Origin of the sequence: Psychrobacter sp. NZS113 (assembly GCF_015864825.1) — a bacterium.
Classification (GTDB): domain Bacteria; phylum Pseudomonadota; class Gammaproteobacteria; order Pseudomonadales; family Moraxellaceae; genus Psychrobacter.
The window spans coordinates 34,803-50,265 of the sequence record NZ_JADYWL010000009.1 but is presented as its reverse complement, the minus strand read 5'-3'; the positions used below and the strand labels follow the sequence as shown (position 1 = coordinate 50,265).

Below are 15,463 nucleotides of genomic sequence, written 5' to 3'. Positions count from 1 at the left end.
TAAAGAGGTCTAAAATGGCGATCGGTTTAGTCGGTAAAAAATGCGGCATGACCCGTGTCTTCACTGAAGCAGGTGTATCTATCCCTGTAACAGTGGTTGAGGTCGATGCAAACCGCATTACTCAAGTAAAAAATACTGATGTAGATGGTTATCAAGCCATCCAAATTACCACAGGTACCCGTCGTGACAGCCGCGTAACAGCTGCACAGAAAGGTCACTTCGCTAAAGCTGGCGTTGCCGCTGGCCGTGGTGTTTGGGAATTTCGTGCCAACGAAAGCGATCTTGAAGGTCGTGAGATTGGTGGCGAGATTCTAGCTGACTTGTTCGAACAAGGTCAGATGGTTGATGTTACAGGAAATAGTAAAGGTAAAGGTTTCCAAGGTCCTGTAAAGCGTCACAACTTTAGTATGCAAGATGCGACTCATGGTAACTCAGTATCTCATCGTGCACATGGTTCAACTGGTCAGAACCAGTCACCAGGTAAAGTATTCAAAGGCAAAAAGATGGCGGGTCAGATGGGTAACAAACGTGTTACCGTTCAAGGCCTAGAAGTGATTTCGGTTGATGCCGAAAAAGGGTTACTTGTCATCAAGGGTGCTATCCCAGGTGCCACCGGTGGCGATGTTATCGTACGTCCGTCAGTCAAAGCCTAAGCAAGGGGATTAACGTGGATTTAAAAACAGTTACAGGTGCGGCGGTTGAGCTTTCTGATACGGCATTTGGTCGTGAATTCAACGAAGCACTAGTGCATCAAGTCGTCACCGCTTATTTAGCTGGTGCTCGCCAAGGTACACGCGCACAAAAAACCCGTGCCGAAGTTTCTGGCGGTGGTATTAAGCCATGGCGCCAAAAAGGTACTGGTCGTGCTCGTGCGGGTTCTATTCGTAGCCCAATCTGGCGTGGGGGCGGACGTGCATTTGCGGCCAAACCACAAGATTGGTCACAGAAAGTAAACCGTAAAATGTATCGCGGTGCGATGCAGTGCATCCTAGCCGAATTGATTCGCCAAGAGCGTTTGATTTTGGTAGAAGAGTTGAGCGTTTCTGGTCCAAAGACCAAAGAGCTGATCGCAAAGTTAAATGAGCTTGGTGCACCTCGTGCACTAATCGTCACTAAAGAAGTTGACGAAAACTTATACTTAGCCGCTCGCAACATTCCACATGTCAACGTACTTGATACAAGTGAAGTTGACCCAGTGAGCTTGATTGCTTTTGATAAAGTAATCATGTCAGTTGAAGCTGCGAAACAATTTGAGGAAGCACTAGCATGAATAACGCAAGACTTTATCAGATCCTAAGAGGACCTGTATTCTCAGAGAAATCTCAAATGCTTGGCGACTCACTTGGTGTGCAGGTATTTAAAATTGACTCTAAGGCTACTAAGCTTGAAGTTAAAAAAGCAGTTGAGATGATGTTTGAAGGTGTTGAAGTTTTAAAAGTAAACACTTTGAATGTTAAAGGTAAGACAAAGCGTTTTGGTAAAAGCATTGGCCGTCGTAATGACTACAAAAAAGCCTATGTTACCTTAAAAGCTGGTCAAGATGTACAAATGGCTGATGCTGGTGAAGACGTAGCTAACACTACTGCTTCTACTAGTGAAACAGCGAATAACGAATAAGGATTACACTCATGCCTATCGTAAGAGCAAAGCCAACATCACCAGGCCGTCGTTTTGTTGAAAAAGTAGTGCATCCACACCTTTATAAAGGTCGTCCGTTTGCAGCGCTTCTAGAATCAAAAAGCAAGACCGGTGGTCGTAACAATAATGGCCGCATTACTACTCGTCACATTGGCGGTGGTCATAAGCAGCATTATCGTATTATCGATTTCAAACGTACTAAAGACAATATCCCAGCCACGGTAGAGCGTATTGAATACGATCCTAACCGTACTGCGCATATTGCACTACTTAAGTACGCTGATGGCGAACGCCGTTACATCATCGCTGCTAAAAAACAAGCAGTTGGTGATACAGTAATGTCAGGTGAAACTTCACCAATCCGTCCAGGTAACTGTTTACCACTGAAAAACATCCCATTGGGTACTGTGATTCACAATATCGAACTTAAAATCGGTAAAGGTGCACAGATGGCTCGCGCAGCGGGTGCTAGTGTTCAGTTATTAGGTCGTGACGGTATTTATGCTATTCTACGTATGCGTTCTGGCGAAACTCGTCGCGTACACGTGAATTGCCGTGCTGTTATCGGTGAAGTTTCTAACACTGAAAACAACTTGAAATCACTTGGTAAAGCCGGTGCTTCACGTTGGCGTGGTGTTCGTCCTTCAGTTCGTGGTGTCGCTATGAACCCGGTTGATCACCCACATGGTGGTGGTGAAGGTCGTAACAAAGGTCGCCATCCAACTAGCCCTTGGGGTCAGAAGTCTAAAGGACTTAAAACGCGTAGCAATAAGCGTACTGACAACATGATCATCCGCCGTCGCGCCAAGAAGAAATAAAGGAAGAATTTCATGCCTCGTTCATTGAAAAAAGGTCCATTCATAGACGCGCATTTGTTTGCTAAAGTTGAGAATGCATTAGACACCAACTCACGCAAGCCAATTAAGACTTGGTCGCGCCGCTCGATGATTTTGCCACAAATGGTTGGCCTAACTTTATCTGTTCACAACGGCCGTACTCATGTACCGGTTATCGTGAGCGAACAGATGGTTGGTCATAAACTAGGTGAATTTGCCCCGACTCGTACGTATCGTGGTCATGGCATTGACAGAAAAGCTAAGAAATAAGGTGCTTATCATGGAAGTAACTGCAAAATTACGCGGTGCCGCCATATCGGCACAAAAAGTTAGACTCGTTGCTGATGAAGTTCGTGGCAAATCTATCGAGCGTGCTTTGGATATCCTAACGTATAGTAATAAAAAAGGCGCTGTGTTTGTTAAGAAATGTCTTAACTCAGCCATCGCCAATGCCGAAAACAACAACGGTCTAGATATCGATACTCTTAAAGTATCAACTATCTACGTTGATGAAGGCATTACGCTAAAACGTATCCTACCACGTGCCAAAGGCCGCGCTGATCGTATCAGTAAGCGTACCTGTCACATCACTATTAAGGTAGGGGAATAAGTTATGGGTCAAAAAGTACATCCAATCGGAATTCGTCTTGGTGTTGTAAAAAAGCATAACGCAAACTGGTATGCTAGCCCTAAACAATACTCAGAATACCTAATCAACGACATTAGAGTTCGTGAATATCTACGCAAAAAGCTAGACAACGCTATGATCAGCAACATCATGATCGAGCGTCCTACTGGTGCCGCTAAGATTACCATCGCCACTGCGCGTCCTGGTATTGTTATCGGTAAAAAAGGCGAAGATATTGAAAGACTTCAAAAAGAATTGACCAAAATTATGGGCGTACCTGCTCAGGTCAACATTGAAGAAATCACGTCACCTGATCTTGATGCACGTTTGGTAGCAGACGGCATCAGTAGCCAGCTTGAGCGTCGTGTTATGTTCCGTCGTGCGATGAAACGCGCGGTACAGAACAGCATGCGTTCTGGTGCTAAAGGTATTAAGGTTGAGTTGTCTGGCCGTCTTGGCGGTGCTGAGATTGCTCGTACCGAATGGTACCGTGAAGGTCGTGTGCCACTGCATACACTCCGCGCTGATATTGACTATTCGTCAGTACGTGCAGAGACAACTTACGGCACTATCGGTGTTAAAGTTTGGATTTTCCGTGGCGAAATCCTTGACGGTATGAACAGTGTATATAATCCCGTTAAAGAAGAGCAGGCTCGTGCGCCAAAACGCCGTGGTCGTGGAAACGGAAATCGTCGAAACTCAGACAGAGGTTAAACTATGTTACAGCCAAAACGTACCAAGTTTCGTAAAATGCATAAAGGTCGTAACACTGGGCTAGCTCATCGTGGAAGCACCGTTGCATTCGGACAAATTGGTCTAAAATCTTTGACTCGTGGTCGTATGACTGCCCGTCAAATTGAAGCAGCACGTCGTACCATCACTCGTAAAATTAAGCGTGGCGGTAAGATTTGGATTCGTGTATTCCCTGACAAGCCAATTACCAACAAACCATTAGAAGTACGTATGGGTAAAGGTAAAGGTCCAGTCGAATATTGGGTATGCGAAATCAAACCTGGTAAAGTGCTATATGAAATTGAAGGGGTACCAGAAGAGCTTGCACGTGAAGCTTTCACGCTTGCTGCAGCAAAATTGCCCTTTAAAACTACCATTGTTAAGCGGACGATAATGTAATGAAGATCAGTGAATTACGTGATAAATCATTAGAAGAACTGACCCAGTTACTTGATGAAAAGCAACTTGATGCTTTCCGTATTCGTATGGCTAAAGCAACTGGTCAGTTGGGTAATACCCATGAAGTACGTGGCAATCGTCGTACGATTGCTCAGCTTCAGACTTTGATTAACGAGAAACAACGAGGCGACTCATGAGCGATAACAATCAAACAGCTACCAATGCTAGCGTATTGACAGGACGAGTTGTCAGCGACAAGATGGACAAGTCCATCACAGTTTTGATTGAGCGTCTGGTTCGTCATCCTCTATATGGCAAACAGCTTCGTCGTTCTACTAAAATCAAAGCACACGATGAGAACAACGTTTGCCAACAAGGCGACCTTGTCCGTATCAAAGAAACGCGTCCAATCTCAAAAACCAAGTCTTGGACTTTGGTTGATGTGGTTGAAAAAGTAGAAAAAATCTAAGTAAATTGCATTAAAAGCCAGAAGCTGTTAAAATATCCGCCTTTTTAAGGATGCTGATTGCGCCGAGCGTATATCACTCACATTAAGAGTAAGTCGCGGTTATTTATATTACAATGCCGTCTACTCATACTGTGCTAGCGGCAGCAACTGGTTTTTATTGCTCATACGTGTGGAGTAACGCTATGATTCAGGTTGAGTCAATGCTGGAAGTTGCAGACAATAGCGGTGCAAGACGAGTTCAGTGCATTAAAGTACTGGGTGGTTCTCATCGTCGTTATGCATCAGTTGGCGACATTATTAAAGTAACGGTTAAAGAAGCCATTCCGCGTGGTCGTGTTAAAAAAGGCGACGTGATGAATGCTGTAGTTGTACGTACCAAAAAAGGCGTTCGTCGCCCTGATGGTTCTGTGTTACGTTTTGACGACAATGCTGCGGTATTGTTGAACCAAAACAAAGCGCCGATTGCAACTCGTATTTTTGGACCGGTAACTCGTGAACTACGTGGTGATCAGTTTATGAAAATTGTATCACTAGCACCAGAAGTATTGTGAGGTAATCCATGTCAAAATTACGTAAAGGCGATACAGTTATCGTGATTGCTGGGAAAGACAAAGGCAAGCAAGGTACTGTACAAGCTGTAAAAAATGATCGTATTAAAGTAGAAGGCATTAATATTGTCACTAAACATCAGAAGCCAAATCAGGCAACTGGCGTTGAAGGTGGCATTCTTAAGCAAGAAGCTTTCTTACATATTTCAAATGTCGCAATATTAAATGCGCAAACCCAAAAAGCTGATCGTATTACTTATCAGTTCAGCGAAGACGGCCAGAAACAACGCGTCTATCGTTCGAACGGTGAAGTAGTGGCGACTGCGTAAGACACTAAGGGTGTAATGGTAATGGCAAGATTAAAATCTTTATATAACGATAAATTAAAGCAGCAAATCAAAGAAGAGCTTGGTTTGGCTAACGTGATGCAAGTGCCTAAAATCACTAAAATCACACTTAACATGGGTGTAGGCGGCGCGTCTCAAGACAAGAAATTGCTTGAAGGTGCTGTGGCTGATATGACTGCTATTGCTGGTCAAAAACCTGTTGTCACCAAAGCGCGTAAATCAGTTGCTGGCTTTAAGATTCGTGAAGAATGGCCAATTGGCTGTAAAGTAACGCTACGCGGTGAGCAAATGTACGAATTTTTAGATCGTCTCGTTGCCATTGCAATTCCTCGTATTCGTGATTTCCGCGGTTTTTCACCTAAAGCTTTTGACGGACGTGGTAACTACTCATTGGGTATCAAAGAACAAATCGTATTCCCAGAAGTAGACTTTGACAAGATTGATCGTATCCGCGGTATGGATGTGACAATCACCACGTCAGCTCAATCTGATGAAGAAGGTCGTGCGTTGCTTAAAGCATTCGGCTTCCCATTTAAATAAGGTAAAGACGTTATGGCAAAGAAGAGCATGATTAACCGCGAATTGAAGCGCGAAAAAATGGTTGCTAAGTACGCTGATAAGCGTATCAAGCTAAAAGAAACTATCAGTGATATGACTGCAAGTGACGAAACTCGTATGGAAGCGATGTTAGAGCTACAAGCTCTTCCACGTAATTCATCACCAGTACGTCTGCGCAATCGTTGTGCTATCACCGGTCGTCCTCACGGTTACTTCCGCAAGTTTGGCTTATCACGCAATATGCTGCGTGAGCGTGTCATGCAAGGCGATGTGCCTGGTGTTCGTAAAGCAAGCTGGTAAGGAGTAACTATATGAGTATGCAAGATACCGTTGGGGATATGCTAACCCGTATTCGTAACGCACAAATGGCTAACAAAGTATCGGTAGCAATGCCGAGCTCTAAATTACGTAAATCAATTGCTGATTTGCTAGTTAGCGAAGGTTATGTGGCTAGCGCTGTTGTTGCTGAAGAAGCAAACAACAAAGCAACCCTTACTATTGAACTAAAATACTTCGAAGGCCGTGCTGTCATCGAAACTATTCAACGTTTTAGCCGTCCTGGTTTACGCCAGTTCCGCGGTAAAGACGCTATCCCTACTGTTAAGCAAGGTATGGGTGTTGCTATTGTATCAACTAGCCAAGGTATCATGAGCGATCGTGCTGCACGCGCTGCTGGTATCGGTGGTGAAATCGTCGCATTTGTAGCGTAAGTTACACGACGATAAAGTCTATTTGATACTGTTAGGCTTCTATCAATATGGTAATGATGAATTATTTAACATTGGTAGGTGTCTAACGTAGTCAACTATGCTAAACTAACACGCTTTTTAGCCTGTTAGTTTTTTCGCTAATATAAAGAAGTTAATTTTTTAAGGAATATTCCTATGTCTCGTGTGGCTAAAGCCCCAGTGACGCTGCCAAACGGCGTAAGCGTTACTTTGAACGATCGGCAGGTCGAAGTTAAAGGCAAGAACGGCAATTTGTCTTTACGCCTGCATGCATTGGTCGAGCTGAAACAGGAAGATGATGCTATCATTTTCTCACCTACAGTCGATTCAAAAGAAGCTATGATGCATACTGGCACCATGCGCGCTCTGCTTAACAACTATGTTACAGGCGTGAATGAAGGCTTTGAAAAACGTCTTCAGTTAATTGGTGTTGGTTACCGCGCACAAGTTACTGGCAACAAAGTAACTTTGAACGTTGGTTACTCTCATCCAGTAGAGTATACGTTACCTGAAGGTGTGTCAGCTGAAACCCCAACGCAAACTGAAATTGTTTTGAAGTCAATCAATAAACAGCAGCTTGGTCAAGCAGCGGCTAATATCCGTGGTTTCCGCCCACCTGAGCCTTATAAAGGTAAAGGTATTCGTTATAGTGACGAGCATGTGATTCGCAAAGAAGCCAAGAAAAAATAAGGTGAGTTGAAATGTTTGATAAAAAAGCAGCTCGTCTGCGTCGAGCTAAGAAAACCCGCGCGCATATCCGTTTCTTAGGCGCACATCGTCTAACGGTTAACCGCACGTCGAAACATATTTATGCCCAGATTATCTCTCCGAACGGTGGTGAAGTGATTGCTCAGGCATCTACCTTAGACGCCAGCTTGCGCTCAGGCGCTACTGGTAATGCTGATTCAGCAACGTCTGTGGGCCAAATGATCGCAGAACGCGCAAAAGCAGCTGGTATTACAAAGGTTGCCTTTGACCGTAGTGGTTTCAAATATCATGGTCGAGTTAAAGCTTTAGCAGAAGCAGCTCGCGAGAACGGATTGGAGTTTTAATCATGGCTAGAAATGATAAAAATGATAAAAATGAACAGACTGACGGTCTAGTAGAACGCTTAGTTACCGTTGATCGCGTTGCAAAAGTTGTTAAAGGTGGTCGTATTTTCTCTTTCACTGCATTGACTGTAGTGGGTGATGGCAACGGTCGTGTTGGTTTTGGTCGCGGTAAAGCACGTGAAGTGCCAGCTGCTATCCAAAAGGCACTAGAAGCTGCTAAACGCAATATGATTACTGTTGAACTAAATGATGCAACTTTGTATCATCCGATCAAAGCACGTCATGGTGCTAGTAAAGTCTACATGCAGCCTGCATCTGAAGGTACTGGCGTAATTGCTGGTGGCGCAATGCGTGCTGTGTTAGAAGTTGCTGGTGTCAAAGATGTTTTGACTAAATGTTATGGTTCTACCAATACTGCTAACGTTGTTCGCGCAACGTTTAACGGTTTACGTGATATGTCAACTCCAGAGAAGATGGCAGCTAAACGTGGTAAATCTGTAGACGAAATCTTGGGTTAACTTAGACTAGGTGAGTTACGATGAAAAAAATGAAAGTCACTCAATTTAAATCGGGTGCCCATCGCCTAAAGAGCCACAAAGCGAGCTTGAAAGGATTGGGTTTACGCCGTATTAATCATACTGTTGAAGTAGAAGATACTCCTTCAACTCGTGGTATGGTAAATCGCGTTAACTACATGGTAAAAGTGGAGGAAGCGTAATGGGTCTTAGATTAAATGAATTATCACCAGGTGTTGGTGCAAAGAAAACTGCACAACGTCGTGGTCGTGGTATCGGTTCAGGTCTTGGTAAGACTGGTGGTCGTGGTGTAAAAGGTCAGAAATCTCGTTCAGGTTCTAGCGTACGCTCAGGATTTGAAGGTGGTCAAATGCCTTTATATCGTCGTCTACCTAAATTTGGTTTTACCAGTAAAATGGCAATGAAGACAGCTGAAGTACGTCTGTCTGAACTTAACCAAATTGAAGGCGATGTTGTTAGCATTGAAACACTTAAAGCTGCTAACCTTATCCGTCATGATATGAAGCGTGCCCGTGTTATGTTATCAGGCGAAGTCACTAAAGCTTATACTTTTAAAGGTATCAAAGTGACTAAAGGCGCTAAGCTAGCAATCGAAGCTGCTGGTGGTAGCATCGAGGAGTAATAACGTGTCAAAACAATCAATGTCATCGACTGGTATCCCGCTCAATCCATTTGCATTTATACGCAAGTATGACGAATTATGGACGCGTTTATTATTCTTAATCGGCGCATTGATTGTTTATCGTTTAGGGTCACATATTCCCGTACCGGGTATTAATCCGGTTAATTTGGCTGATCTGTTTTCGCGCAACGAAAACACCATTCTGAGCATGTTTAATATGTTCTCAGGTGGTGCACTAGAGCGTATGTCCATTATGGCACTTGGTATTATGCCATATATTTCAGCATCGATTATTGTACAGATGATGTCTGCGGTATTGCCATCGCTTGAAGCCCTCAAAAAAGAAGGCGAAGCGGGACGACGTAAGCTAAACAAGTATACCCGTCAGGGAACACTTGCTTTAGCTCTAGTACAGTCATTAGGAATGTGTGCTGGCTTAATCAGTCAAAATCTTACCTTATCTTCTGGTCTTACTTTTTATATTCCAGCTGTTACTTCTTTAGTAGCAGGCGCTATGTTTTTAATGTGGCTTGGTGAGCAGATTACAGAGCGTGGTGTAGGTAACGGTATCTCAATGCTCATTTTTGCGAGTATTGTGGCTGGTACGCCAGGTATGATTTCGCAGTCTATCGAACAGGTCAATCAAGGTCAGATGAACTTGATTGTACTATTTATTTTTGTGATATTAGGCATCGCGGTTACTGCTGGTATCGTTTATATTGAACGTGCCCAACGCCGTGTTCCCGTAAACTACGCACAAAAACAGCAACAGGGTCGTAAGATTTATGCTCAGCAGCAATCACATTTGCCGTTGAAGCTAAATATGGCAGGGGTTATTCCTGCTATCTTTGCGAGTTCTTTATTGTTGTTTCCAGCAAGTTTAGGGCAGTGGGTTGGTCAATCAACTGATCCCACCTTTACACAAAAAATATTACAGAATATGGCATTGGTGTTGTCTCCAGGGCAGCCGTTGTATTTAGTATTGTTTGGTGCAATGATTATTTTCTTCTGCTATTTTTATACGGCGCTAGTATTTAGCCCACGTGAAGTAGCTGAAAACCTTAAACGTAGTGGTGCGTATATCCCAGGTATTCGCCCCGGACAACAAACTCAGCGTTACCTCGATCATGTATTAAACCGATTGACCTTTATTGGCGCGATGTATATGACGGTTATTTGTTTAATGCCAATGGTCGTCCAGTCATCGTTTGGTGTGCCGTTTCAACTCGGTGGTACGTCTTTACTGATTATGGTGGTTGTGGTAATGGACTTCATCTCGCAGATTCAAGCGCATTTGATGACCCATCAATATCATGATCAGACGTTAATTCAATCGCCCACTCAATCTTAAATGAGCGGTACGATATTTCAAGGAGCATGCTATGAAAGTTCAAGCATCAGTTAAAAAGATTTGTGGTAGCTGTAAAGTTGTGCGCCGTAAAGGCCGTGTACATATTATTTGTACAGCAGAACCTCGCCACAAGCAACGTCAGGGTTAATACTTAGTATCATAAAGCCTTAGGTTTTTGTTACTATTTAAATTAATACTTGAAAAATAACGGCGGATGCGATATCATCCGCCACTTGCCGTGTTTATACAAAATCTTTTATAATAGAATCGATGAGCAGACTTATAGTCAAAGCATCGATAATGACTATAAAAGCTCTAGTATTAACAGCAACAAATCTGAAAAGTAACGCCTTATCGTAAGATAACGCTTATTTTTCTTTAATGGAGAGAAATCAATGGCTCGTATTGCCGGCGTAAACATTCCGGATAATAAGCATGCTGTTATTTCACTAACTTACATCTTTGGTGTAGGTCGTACCACTGCTCAGAAAATCTTAGAAGCAGTTGGCATTGCCCCTACTACTAAAGTTAGTCAGTTAGATGATACACAGTTAGATGCTATCCGTGCACAAATTGCAAATTACATGACTGAAGGTGACCTTCGTCGTGAAGTTTCAATGAATATTAAGCGTTTAGTTGATCTTGGTTGTTACCGTGGCATCCGCCATCGTCGTAACCTACCAGTTAGAGGTCAGAACACCAAGAACAACGCTCGTACTCGCAAGGGTCCGACACGTCCTCTCAAAAGATAATTAACTTAGGAAGCTAAAAGATGGCAAAAGACACTCGTAGTCGCAAAAAGGTGACTCGTCGTTCAGTATCGGAGGGCGTAGCCCATATCCATGCGTCTTTTAATAACACCATTGTTACGATTACCGATCGTCAGGGTAATGCATTGGCTTGGGCCACTTCAGGTGGACAAGGCTTCCGTGGTTCACGTAAATCTACACCATTTGCAGCTCAGGTTGCAGCTGAAGTCGCTGGTAAAGCGGCCCAAGAATATGGTGTTAAGAATATCGATGTTTTGGTCAAAGGACCAGGACCGGGTCGTGAGTCTGCGGTAAGAGCACTAGGTGCATTGGGTTATAAAGTTAACAGCATCTCTGATGTAACCCCAATCCCACACAATGGTTGCCGTGCGCCGAAAAAGCGCCGCGTCTAATATTAAAGACGAAGCTTTTTATATTAAAAGCTTATAGGAGACATAACAATGGCCCGCTATATTGGACCAAAACTCAAATTATCACGTCGTGAAGGTACGGATTTAGGCCTTAAGTCTGGCGTTAAACCATACGACGTAAAAACGAAAAAAGCTGGTCGTCCACCAGGTCAACATGGCGTAAGCCGTAACAAGACCTCTGAATATGCTCTACAGCTGCGTGAAAAGCAGAAAGTTAAGCGTATTTATGGTGTACTAGAGCGTCAATTCGCTAATTACTATAAAGAAGCTGCTCGTAAGCGCGGTGCTACAGGTGAAAACCTACTAGCCATGCTTGAGAGCCGTCTAGATAACGTTGTATATCGCATGGGCTTTGGCTCAACTCGCGCAGAAGCACGTCAGCTAGTCAGTCATCGTACTGTTATGGTAAAAAAAGCTGGCCGTGATGAGTTTGTTCGTGTGAACATTCCATCAATTCAGCTTCAAGATGGTGATGTCATCGCTATCCAAGAGAAGTCTCGCGAACAACTACGTATTAAAAACGCTATTGAACTAGCGACCCAACGTGGTATTCCAGAATGGCTAGATGTTGATCACAGCAAACTACAAGGTACTTTTAAACAAGCACCTGATCGTATTGATCTACCTGCTGAAATCAACGAAAGCTTGATCGTTGAGCTATACTCTAAGTAAATGACGTACTGCTCGATGTCATGAAAATGGCATTGAGCAATTAACGTTAATTAAACCAGTTTAATAAATCGAGGTGACATCATGATGCTAAATGCAACTGAGTTTCTAACGCCGAATGCCATTAATGTGGATACGGTTAATGAAACGATTGCGAAAGTCACGCTCGAACCGTTAGAACGCGGCTTTGGGCATACCCTAGGTAATGCCTTACGTCGTATCTTGTTATCTTCATTACCTGGTGCTGCAGTCATTGAAGCTGAGATTGATGGTGTTGACCATGAATACTCTACGCTTGAAGGACTACAAGAAGATGTACTTGACTTGCTTTTGAACTTAAAAGGCTTGGCAATTACGCTTCATGACCAAAATGAAGTATTTTTGACCTTGGATAAACAAGGTCCAGGCACTATTACTGCTGCAGATATCGCGTTACCGCACAATGTTGACATCATCAATCCAGAATTGGTATTGGGTACATTGAGTGATCGTGGTCATCTTAAGATGCGTTTGCGCGTAGTAATGGGTCGTGGATATGAGCCAGCAAACCAGCGCCGTGAAGATGGTGATACTAAAGCAATTGGACGCTTAAAGCTTGATGCAAGTTTTAGTCCTGTGCTTCGTGTTGCTTATCAGGTTGAGAACGCTCGTGTAGAGCAGCGTACTGATCTTGATCGTCTTATCATTGAGCTTGAAACTAATGGCACTATAGATCCAGAAGAAGCAATTCGTAAAGCAGCCACTATTTTACAACAACAGATTTCTATCTTTGTTGACCTAGAAGCTGAAGAAGCGCCTGAGCCTGTGAAAGAGAAAGAAGAGGTTGATCCGGTGCTATTACGCCCTGTGGACGATCTTGAACTAACGGTTCGCTCAGCCAACTGCTTGAAAGCTGAAAACATTTACTATATCGGTGATTTGGTACAACGTTCAGAGACTGAACTTCTAAAAACCCCAAATCTTGGTAAGAAATCATTAACGGAAATCAAAGACGTTTTAGCGTCTAAAGATTTAGAGCTCGGTATGCGCCTAGATAACTGGCCACCAGCTGATTTACGTGTTGATGATCGCTTTTCTTATCGTAGCCGTTAAACTTTAAGGATTTTTGACTATGCGCCATCGTAAGAGTGGAGTCAAGCTGGGTCGTACCGGCAGTCATCGTAAGGCAATGTTTCAGAACATGACTAACTCATTATTTGAGCATGAACTGATCAAAACAACTTTACCAAAAGCTAAAGAACTACGTCGCGTTGCCGAGCCATTGATCACTATGGCTAAAGAAGACAGCGTTGCTAACCGTCGTTTAGCATTCAGCCGTATGCGTAGCAAAGCTATGGTAGGCAAATTATTTGGCACGTTAGGTCCTCGTTACCAGACCCGTCCAGGTGGTTATTTGCGTATCGTAAAATGCGGTCATCGTGATGGTGACAATGCGCCAATGGCATATGTAGAACTAGTTGATCGTGACTAGTTGTATACTGAATATATGATTGATAAAAAAGCTCCAATTAATTGGAGCTTTTTTTTATGCCAAATTTTTGACTATAGTAGTAGCGAGTCAACATCAGCAGCACCTTGTCTGATGATTTCAGGTTGGCTGCTGGTCATATCTACAATGGTCGTTAGCTTGGTTGTTTTTATACCTGCATTGATCAGACCATCAATTTGATTGCCTAAGATGTCTTCAATCTCGAATGGATCGTCAAGTATGTCATCACGGTTAGGTAATATTAATGAGCTGGTTAAAATGGGTTCATCCATAGCTTCTAGAAGTGCTTGAGCAATAGCGTTACTTGGTACTCGGATGCCGATGGATTTTTTCTTGGCGTGAGACAGCTTCTTTGGTACATCTTTCGTAGCATTTAGGATAAAGGTAATGGGTGCTGGGGTATGTGCTTTTAGCTGTTTAAACTGTACATTATCTACTGTAGCGTAATTAGCAATCTCACTTAAGTCGCGGCATAGTAAGGTAAACTGGTGTTTATCATCAAGCTCACGAATTTGTTTAAGTTTTTCTAACGCATCCTTCGCACCCAAACGACAACCAAAAGCATAGCTGGTATCGGTAGGGTAGATGATTAGTTGATCTTTACGTAGCAGGTCAGCTACTTGCTCAATCAATCGTGGCTGTGGATTGTCTGGGTGAATATAGAATACTTGCATAATGCTTCCTTATCTTATAATTATGAGGTTTTTCTTCATTTAAATAAGTGTTTTGGTGGCGGAGTTAAAGCTGTTTAATACAGAGAATAATTCATAAAGTATATTTTAAACGTTAATCAAATATACTAGCTCAAAACATGGAGTTGACTATTAGTATAGCGCATAGGACGTGTAACTTTAGTGGCAAGGCGTTATTGTTCGTATAAGATCCTTAACCATTTAAGTTATAAAAAATCATATCGTTGGAAGTTATATTGCCATTGGTTTAATAGAATTGTGTGTGGAAACCTCAAGTAAAGTAAGCAATAATTTTTTAGCATCGCGCGGTAGTGTCTGAGGCTTAGTAATGTACTGTTTTGCTTGTTGATAAACATCATGTTCGAAGGTGCTATCGCTCGTATCAAATTCCGCAAATAAATTGTCCTGCGATACTTGAAAAGGTCGTCCGCAACCTAAGGTAAATAAACATTCCAATGCTTGCGGCTTAATTTCGACACGCTCAAAAGACTGCTGCTGCGCTGCTGATCGTCCATCTGGTGCATACCAGTAGCCAAAGTCTGGCAACCTTCTACGAGCTTCTCCGGCCACACACCAGTGGCTGATTTCATGCAATGCACTGGCAAAAAAACCATGAGCAAATTCAATTCTCGCGGGTTCATTGTTTTGGGCAGGAAAGTATTCGGGTTCACCTTCACTACGAACCAATATGACCTTTTGATCGGCGAATACAGTATTGAATAATTGAATCAGCCAGTCGGTAGCTACTCGCTCATTATTATCAGCTAATTGTTGGTCGTTATCGTCAGTTTCGGTAGTAGATAAGCATTGCCATTCATTTCTCAGGCGCTCTAACGCTCTATTCTTCTCAAGATTTGATGAATCGGTAGAAGTGGAGTTCATATCACTGGCCAACTCGGTAAGACATTTCAGTAGTATTTTTGCTTTAGAGGATGAGAGTAAGTTAGCAAAGTCAATTTTATTGTTAAACGAATTCATAAGTGAAATAC

The 15,463-nt window shown here is 42.9% G+C and carries 28 protein-coding genes and 1 pseudogene; 27 read left to right on the top strand and 2 right to left on the bottom strand.

Annotated elements, in window-relative coordinates:
• The first annotated feature begins 14 nt into the window (after nt 1-14).
• The 27 genes and pseudogenes from rplC (at nt 15) to rplQ (ending at nt 13,764) form a co-directional block, all read left to right on the top strand.
• A complete protein-coding gene (gene rplC, locus I6E61_RS12735; protein ID WP_194198034.1) occupies nt 15-653 on the top strand; it encodes a 50S ribosomal protein L3 in 639 nt (212 codons plus the stop codon).
• A 14-nt stretch (nt 654-667) separates the two neighbouring features.
• On the top strand, nt 668-1,270 hold the full coding sequence (gene rplD, locus I6E61_RS12730) for a 50S ribosomal protein L4 (RefSeq protein ID WP_110923942.1): 603 nt from the start codon (nt 668-670) through the stop codon (nt 1,268-1,270).
• Nucleotides 1,267-1,617: a 50S ribosomal protein L23 gene (gene rplW / locus I6E61_RS12725; protein WP_194198035.1), complete on the top strand. Its 351-nt coding sequence runs from the start codon at nt 1,267-1,269 to the stop codon at nt 1,615-1,617. The genes rplD and rplW overlap by 4 nt, the downstream gene beginning before the upstream one ends.
• A gap of 11 nt (nt 1,618-1,628) precedes the next feature.
• Nucleotides 1,629-2,456, top strand: a complete 828-nt coding sequence (rplB, locus tag I6E61_RS12720; protein ID WP_194198036.1) for a 50S ribosomal protein L2 — start codon at nt 1,629-1,631, stop codon at nt 2,454-2,456.
• Between the two features lie 12 nt (nt 2,457-2,468).
• The gene (gene rpsS / locus I6E61_RS12715; protein WP_021813372.1) at nt 2,469-2,744 is read left to right on the top strand and encodes a 30S ribosomal protein S19; all 276 of its coding nucleotides are present in this window, start codon (nt 2,469-2,471) and stop codon (nt 2,742-2,744) included.
• A gap of 10 nt (nt 2,745-2,754) precedes the next feature.
• Nucleotides 2,755-3,084 (top strand): 50S ribosomal protein L22, encoded by a 330-nt coding sequence (rplV, locus tag I6E61_RS12710; RefSeq protein WP_010196689.1) that lies wholly within the window; start codon nt 2,755-2,757, stop codon nt 3,082-3,084.
• A gap of 3 nt (nt 3,085-3,087) precedes the next feature.
• Nucleotides 3,088-3,880, top strand: a pseudogene (gene rpsC / locus I6E61_RS12705) (30S ribosomal protein S3).
• A complete protein-coding gene (rplP, locus tag I6E61_RS12700) occupies nt 3,820-4,233 on the top strand; it encodes a 50S ribosomal protein L16 (protein ID WP_010196693.1) in 414 nt (137 codons plus the stop codon). The pseudogene rpsC and the gene rplP overlap by 61 nt, the downstream one beginning before the upstream one ends.
• Nucleotides 4,233-4,430 carry a 50S ribosomal protein L29 gene (gene rpmC / locus I6E61_RS12695; protein WP_110923946.1) on the top strand — a complete coding sequence of 66 codons (198 nt, stop codon included), beginning with the start codon at nt 4,233-4,235 and terminating at the stop codon, nt 4,428-4,430. The genes rplP and rpmC overlap by 1 nt, the downstream gene beginning before the upstream one ends.
• Nucleotides 4,427-4,702: a 30S ribosomal protein S17 gene (gene rpsQ, locus I6E61_RS12690; protein ID WP_021813375.1), complete on the top strand. Its 276-nt coding sequence runs from the start codon at nt 4,427-4,429 to the stop codon at nt 4,700-4,702. The genes rpmC and rpsQ overlap by 4 nt, the downstream gene beginning before the upstream one ends.
• A gap of 182 nt (nt 4,703-4,884) precedes the next feature.
• A complete protein-coding gene (gene rplN / locus I6E61_RS12685; RefSeq protein ID WP_010196702.1) occupies nt 4,885-5,253 on the top strand; it encodes a 50S ribosomal protein L14 in 369 nt (122 codons plus the stop codon).
• 8 nt (nt 5,254-5,261) lie between these two features.
• The gene (gene rplX, locus I6E61_RS12680; RefSeq protein WP_197135094.1) at nt 5,262-5,579 is read left to right on the top strand and encodes a 50S ribosomal protein L24; all 318 of its coding nucleotides are present in this window, start codon (nt 5,262-5,264) and stop codon (nt 5,577-5,579) included.
• 21 nt (nt 5,580-5,600) lie between these two features.
• Nucleotides 5,601-6,137 (top strand): 50S ribosomal protein L5, encoded by a 537-nt coding sequence (gene rplE / locus I6E61_RS12675; protein ID WP_197135093.1) that lies wholly within the window; start codon nt 5,601-5,603, stop codon nt 6,135-6,137.
• A gap of 12 nt (nt 6,138-6,149) precedes the next feature.
• Complete coding sequence (rpsN, locus tag I6E61_RS12670) at nt 6,150-6,455, top strand: 30S ribosomal protein S14 (RefSeq protein WP_021813378.1); 306 nt, start codon at nt 6,150-6,152, stop codon at nt 6,453-6,455.
• 11 nt (nt 6,456-6,466) lie between these two features.
• Nucleotides 6,467-6,865 (top strand): 30S ribosomal protein S8, encoded by a 399-nt coding sequence (rpsH, locus tag I6E61_RS12665; RefSeq protein ID WP_197135092.1) that lies wholly within the window; start codon nt 6,467-6,469, stop codon nt 6,863-6,865.
• A gap of 174 nt (nt 6,866-7,039) precedes the next feature.
• Nucleotides 7,040-7,573, top strand: a complete 534-nt coding sequence (gene rplF, locus I6E61_RS12660; RefSeq protein WP_197135091.1) for a 50S ribosomal protein L6 — start codon at nt 7,040-7,042, stop codon at nt 7,571-7,573.
• 11 nt (nt 7,574-7,584) lie between these two features.
• Entirely contained in the window at nt 7,585-7,935 is a 351-nt protein-coding gene (rplR, locus tag I6E61_RS12655) for a 50S ribosomal protein L18 (protein ID WP_197135090.1), read from the top strand.
• Nucleotides 7,936-7,937: 2 nt separating this feature from the next.
• Entirely contained in the window at nt 7,938-8,453 is a 516-nt protein-coding gene (gene rpsE / locus I6E61_RS12650; RefSeq protein ID WP_010196711.1) for a 30S ribosomal protein S5, read from the top strand.
• Between the two features lie 20 nt (nt 8,454-8,473).
• Nucleotides 8,474-8,653 carry a 50S ribosomal protein L30 gene (gene rpmD / locus I6E61_RS12645; RefSeq protein ID WP_010196714.1) on the top strand — a complete coding sequence of 60 codons (180 nt, stop codon included), beginning with the start codon at nt 8,474-8,476 and terminating at the stop codon, nt 8,651-8,653.
• Nucleotides 8,653-9,093, top strand: coding sequence for a 50S ribosomal protein L15 (gene rplO, locus I6E61_RS12640; RefSeq protein WP_110923952.1), 441 nt, complete (start codon nt 8,653-8,655; stop codon nt 9,091-9,093). The genes rpmD and rplO overlap by 1 nt, the downstream gene beginning before the upstream one ends.
• Before the next feature lie 19 nt (nt 9,094-9,112).
• Entirely contained in the window at nt 9,113-10,444 is a 1,332-nt protein-coding gene (secY, locus tag I6E61_RS12635; protein WP_197135154.1) for a preprotein translocase subunit SecY, read from the top strand.
• 31 nt (nt 10,445-10,475) lie between these two features.
• Nucleotides 10,476-10,592, top strand: a complete 117-nt coding sequence (gene rpmJ / locus I6E61_RS12630; protein WP_010196721.1) for a 50S ribosomal protein L36 — start codon at nt 10,476-10,478, stop codon at nt 10,590-10,592.
• A gap of 247 nt (nt 10,593-10,839) precedes the next feature.
• Complete coding sequence (rpsM, locus tag I6E61_RS12625) at nt 10,840-11,196, top strand: 30S ribosomal protein S13 (protein WP_010196723.1); 357 nt, start codon at nt 10,840-10,842, stop codon at nt 11,194-11,196.
• A gap of 20 nt (nt 11,197-11,216) precedes the next feature.
• On the top strand, nt 11,217-11,606 hold the full coding sequence (gene rpsK, locus I6E61_RS12620) for a 30S ribosomal protein S11 (RefSeq protein WP_058368279.1): 390 nt from the start codon (nt 11,217-11,219) through the stop codon (nt 11,604-11,606).
• Nucleotides 11,607-11,654: 48 nt separating this feature from the next.
• The gene (rpsD, locus tag I6E61_RS12615; RefSeq protein ID WP_010196731.1) at nt 11,655-12,296 is read left to right on the top strand and encodes a 30S ribosomal protein S4; all 642 of its coding nucleotides are present in this window, start codon (nt 11,655-11,657) and stop codon (nt 12,294-12,296) included.
• An 81-nt stretch (nt 12,297-12,377) separates the two neighbouring features.
• Complete coding sequence (gene rpoA / locus I6E61_RS12610; RefSeq protein WP_021813386.1) at nt 12,378-13,385, top strand: DNA-directed RNA polymerase subunit alpha; 1,008 nt, start codon at nt 12,378-12,380, stop codon at nt 13,383-13,385.
• A gap of 19 nt (nt 13,386-13,404) precedes the next feature.
• A complete protein-coding gene (gene rplQ / locus I6E61_RS12605; protein WP_010196736.1) occupies nt 13,405-13,764 on the top strand; it encodes a 50S ribosomal protein L17 in 360 nt (119 codons plus the stop codon).
• A gap of 71 nt (nt 13,765-13,835) precedes the next feature.
• Here the strand turns inward: rplQ and I6E61_RS12600 are convergent, their stop codons facing one another.
• Nucleotides 13,836-14,456: an L-threonylcarbamoyladenylate synthase gene (locus I6E61_RS12600; protein WP_197135089.1), complete on the bottom strand. Its 621-nt coding sequence runs from the start codon at nt 14,454-14,456 to the stop codon at nt 13,836-13,838.
• 249 nt (nt 14,457-14,705) lie between these two features.
• Nucleotides 14,706-15,452 (bottom strand): elongation factor P hydroxylase, encoded by a 747-nt coding sequence (locus I6E61_RS12595; RefSeq protein WP_197135088.1) that lies wholly within the window; start codon nt 15,450-15,452, stop codon nt 14,706-14,708.
• Nucleotides 15,453-15,463: the final 11 nt, after the last annotated feature.

Excerpts from the sequence above, each read along its gene's own strand:
- rplC (WP_194198034.1), top strand. The coding sequence starts at position 15 with ATGGCGATCGGTTTAGTCGGTAAAAAATGCGGCATGACCCGTGTCTTC.
- rplW (WP_194198035.1), top strand. The coding sequence starts at position 1,267 with ATGAATAACGCAAGACTTTATCAGATCCTAAGAGGACCTGTATTCTCA.
- rplB (WP_194198036.1), top strand. The coding sequence starts at position 1,629 with ATGCCTATCGTAAGAGCAAAGCCAACATCACCAGGCCGTCGTTTTGTT.
- rpsS (WP_021813372.1), top strand. The coding sequence starts at position 2,469 with ATGCCTCGTTCATTGAAAAAAGGTCCATTCATAGACGCGCATTTGTTT.
- rplV (WP_010196689.1), top strand. The coding sequence starts at position 2,755 with ATGGAAGTAACTGCAAAATTACGCGGTGCCGCCATATCGGCACAAAAA.
- rplP (WP_010196693.1), top strand. The coding sequence starts at position 3,820 with ATGTTACAGCCAAAACGTACCAAGTTTCGTAAAATGCATAAAGGTCGT.
- rpmC (WP_110923946.1), top strand. The coding sequence starts at position 4,233 with ATGAAGATCAGTGAATTACGTGATAAATCATTAGAAGAACTGACCCAG.
- rpsQ (WP_021813375.1), top strand. The coding sequence starts at position 4,427 with ATGAGCGATAACAATCAAACAGCTACCAATGCTAGCGTATTGACAGGA.
- rplN (WP_010196702.1), top strand. The coding sequence starts at position 4,885 with ATGATTCAGGTTGAGTCAATGCTGGAAGTTGCAGACAATAGCGGTGCA.
- rplX (WP_197135094.1), top strand. The coding sequence starts at position 5,262 with ATGTCAAAATTACGTAAAGGCGATACAGTTATCGTGATTGCTGGGAAA.
- rplE (WP_197135093.1), top strand. The coding sequence starts at position 5,601 with ATGGCAAGATTAAAATCTTTATATAACGATAAATTAAAGCAGCAAATC.
- rpsN (WP_021813378.1), top strand. The coding sequence starts at position 6,150 with ATGGCAAAGAAGAGCATGATTAACCGCGAATTGAAGCGCGAAAAAATG.
- rpsH (WP_197135092.1), top strand. The coding sequence starts at position 6,467 with ATGAGTATGCAAGATACCGTTGGGGATATGCTAACCCGTATTCGTAAC.
- rplF (WP_197135091.1), top strand. The coding sequence starts at position 7,040 with ATGTCTCGTGTGGCTAAAGCCCCAGTGACGCTGCCAAACGGCGTAAGC.
- rplR (WP_197135090.1), top strand. The coding sequence starts at position 7,585 with ATGTTTGATAAAAAAGCAGCTCGTCTGCGTCGAGCTAAGAAAACCCGC.
- rpsE (WP_010196711.1), top strand. The coding sequence starts at position 7,938 with ATGGCTAGAAATGATAAAAATGATAAAAATGAACAGACTGACGGTCTA.
- rpmD (WP_010196714.1), top strand. The coding sequence starts at position 8,474 with ATGAAAAAAATGAAAGTCACTCAATTTAAATCGGGTGCCCATCGCCTA.
- rplO (WP_110923952.1), top strand. The coding sequence starts at position 8,653 with ATGGGTCTTAGATTAAATGAATTATCACCAGGTGTTGGTGCAAAGAAA.
- secY (WP_197135154.1), top strand. The coding sequence starts at position 9,113 with ATGTCATCGACTGGTATCCCGCTCAATCCATTTGCATTTATACGCAAG.
- rpmJ (WP_010196721.1), top strand. The coding sequence starts at position 10,476 with ATGAAAGTTCAAGCATCAGTTAAAAAGATTTGTGGTAGCTGTAAAGTT.
- rpsM (WP_010196723.1), top strand. The coding sequence starts at position 10,840 with ATGGCTCGTATTGCCGGCGTAAACATTCCGGATAATAAGCATGCTGTT.
- rpsK (WP_058368279.1), top strand. The coding sequence starts at position 11,217 with ATGGCAAAAGACACTCGTAGTCGCAAAAAGGTGACTCGTCGTTCAGTA.
- rpsD (WP_010196731.1), top strand. The coding sequence starts at position 11,655 with ATGGCCCGCTATATTGGACCAAAACTCAAATTATCACGTCGTGAAGGT.
- rpoA (WP_021813386.1), top strand. The coding sequence starts at position 12,378 with ATGATGCTAAATGCAACTGAGTTTCTAACGCCGAATGCCATTAATGTG.
- rplQ (WP_010196736.1), top strand. The coding sequence starts at position 13,405 with ATGCGCCATCGTAAGAGTGGAGTCAAGCTGGGTCGTACCGGCAGTCAT.
- I6E61_RS12600 (WP_197135089.1), bottom strand. The coding sequence starts at position 14,456 with ATGCAAGTATTCTATATTCACCCAGACAATCCACAGCCACGATTGATT.
- I6E61_RS12595 (WP_197135088.1), bottom strand. The coding sequence starts at position 15,452 with ATGAATTCGTTTAACAATAAAATTGACTTTGCTAACTTACTCTCATCC.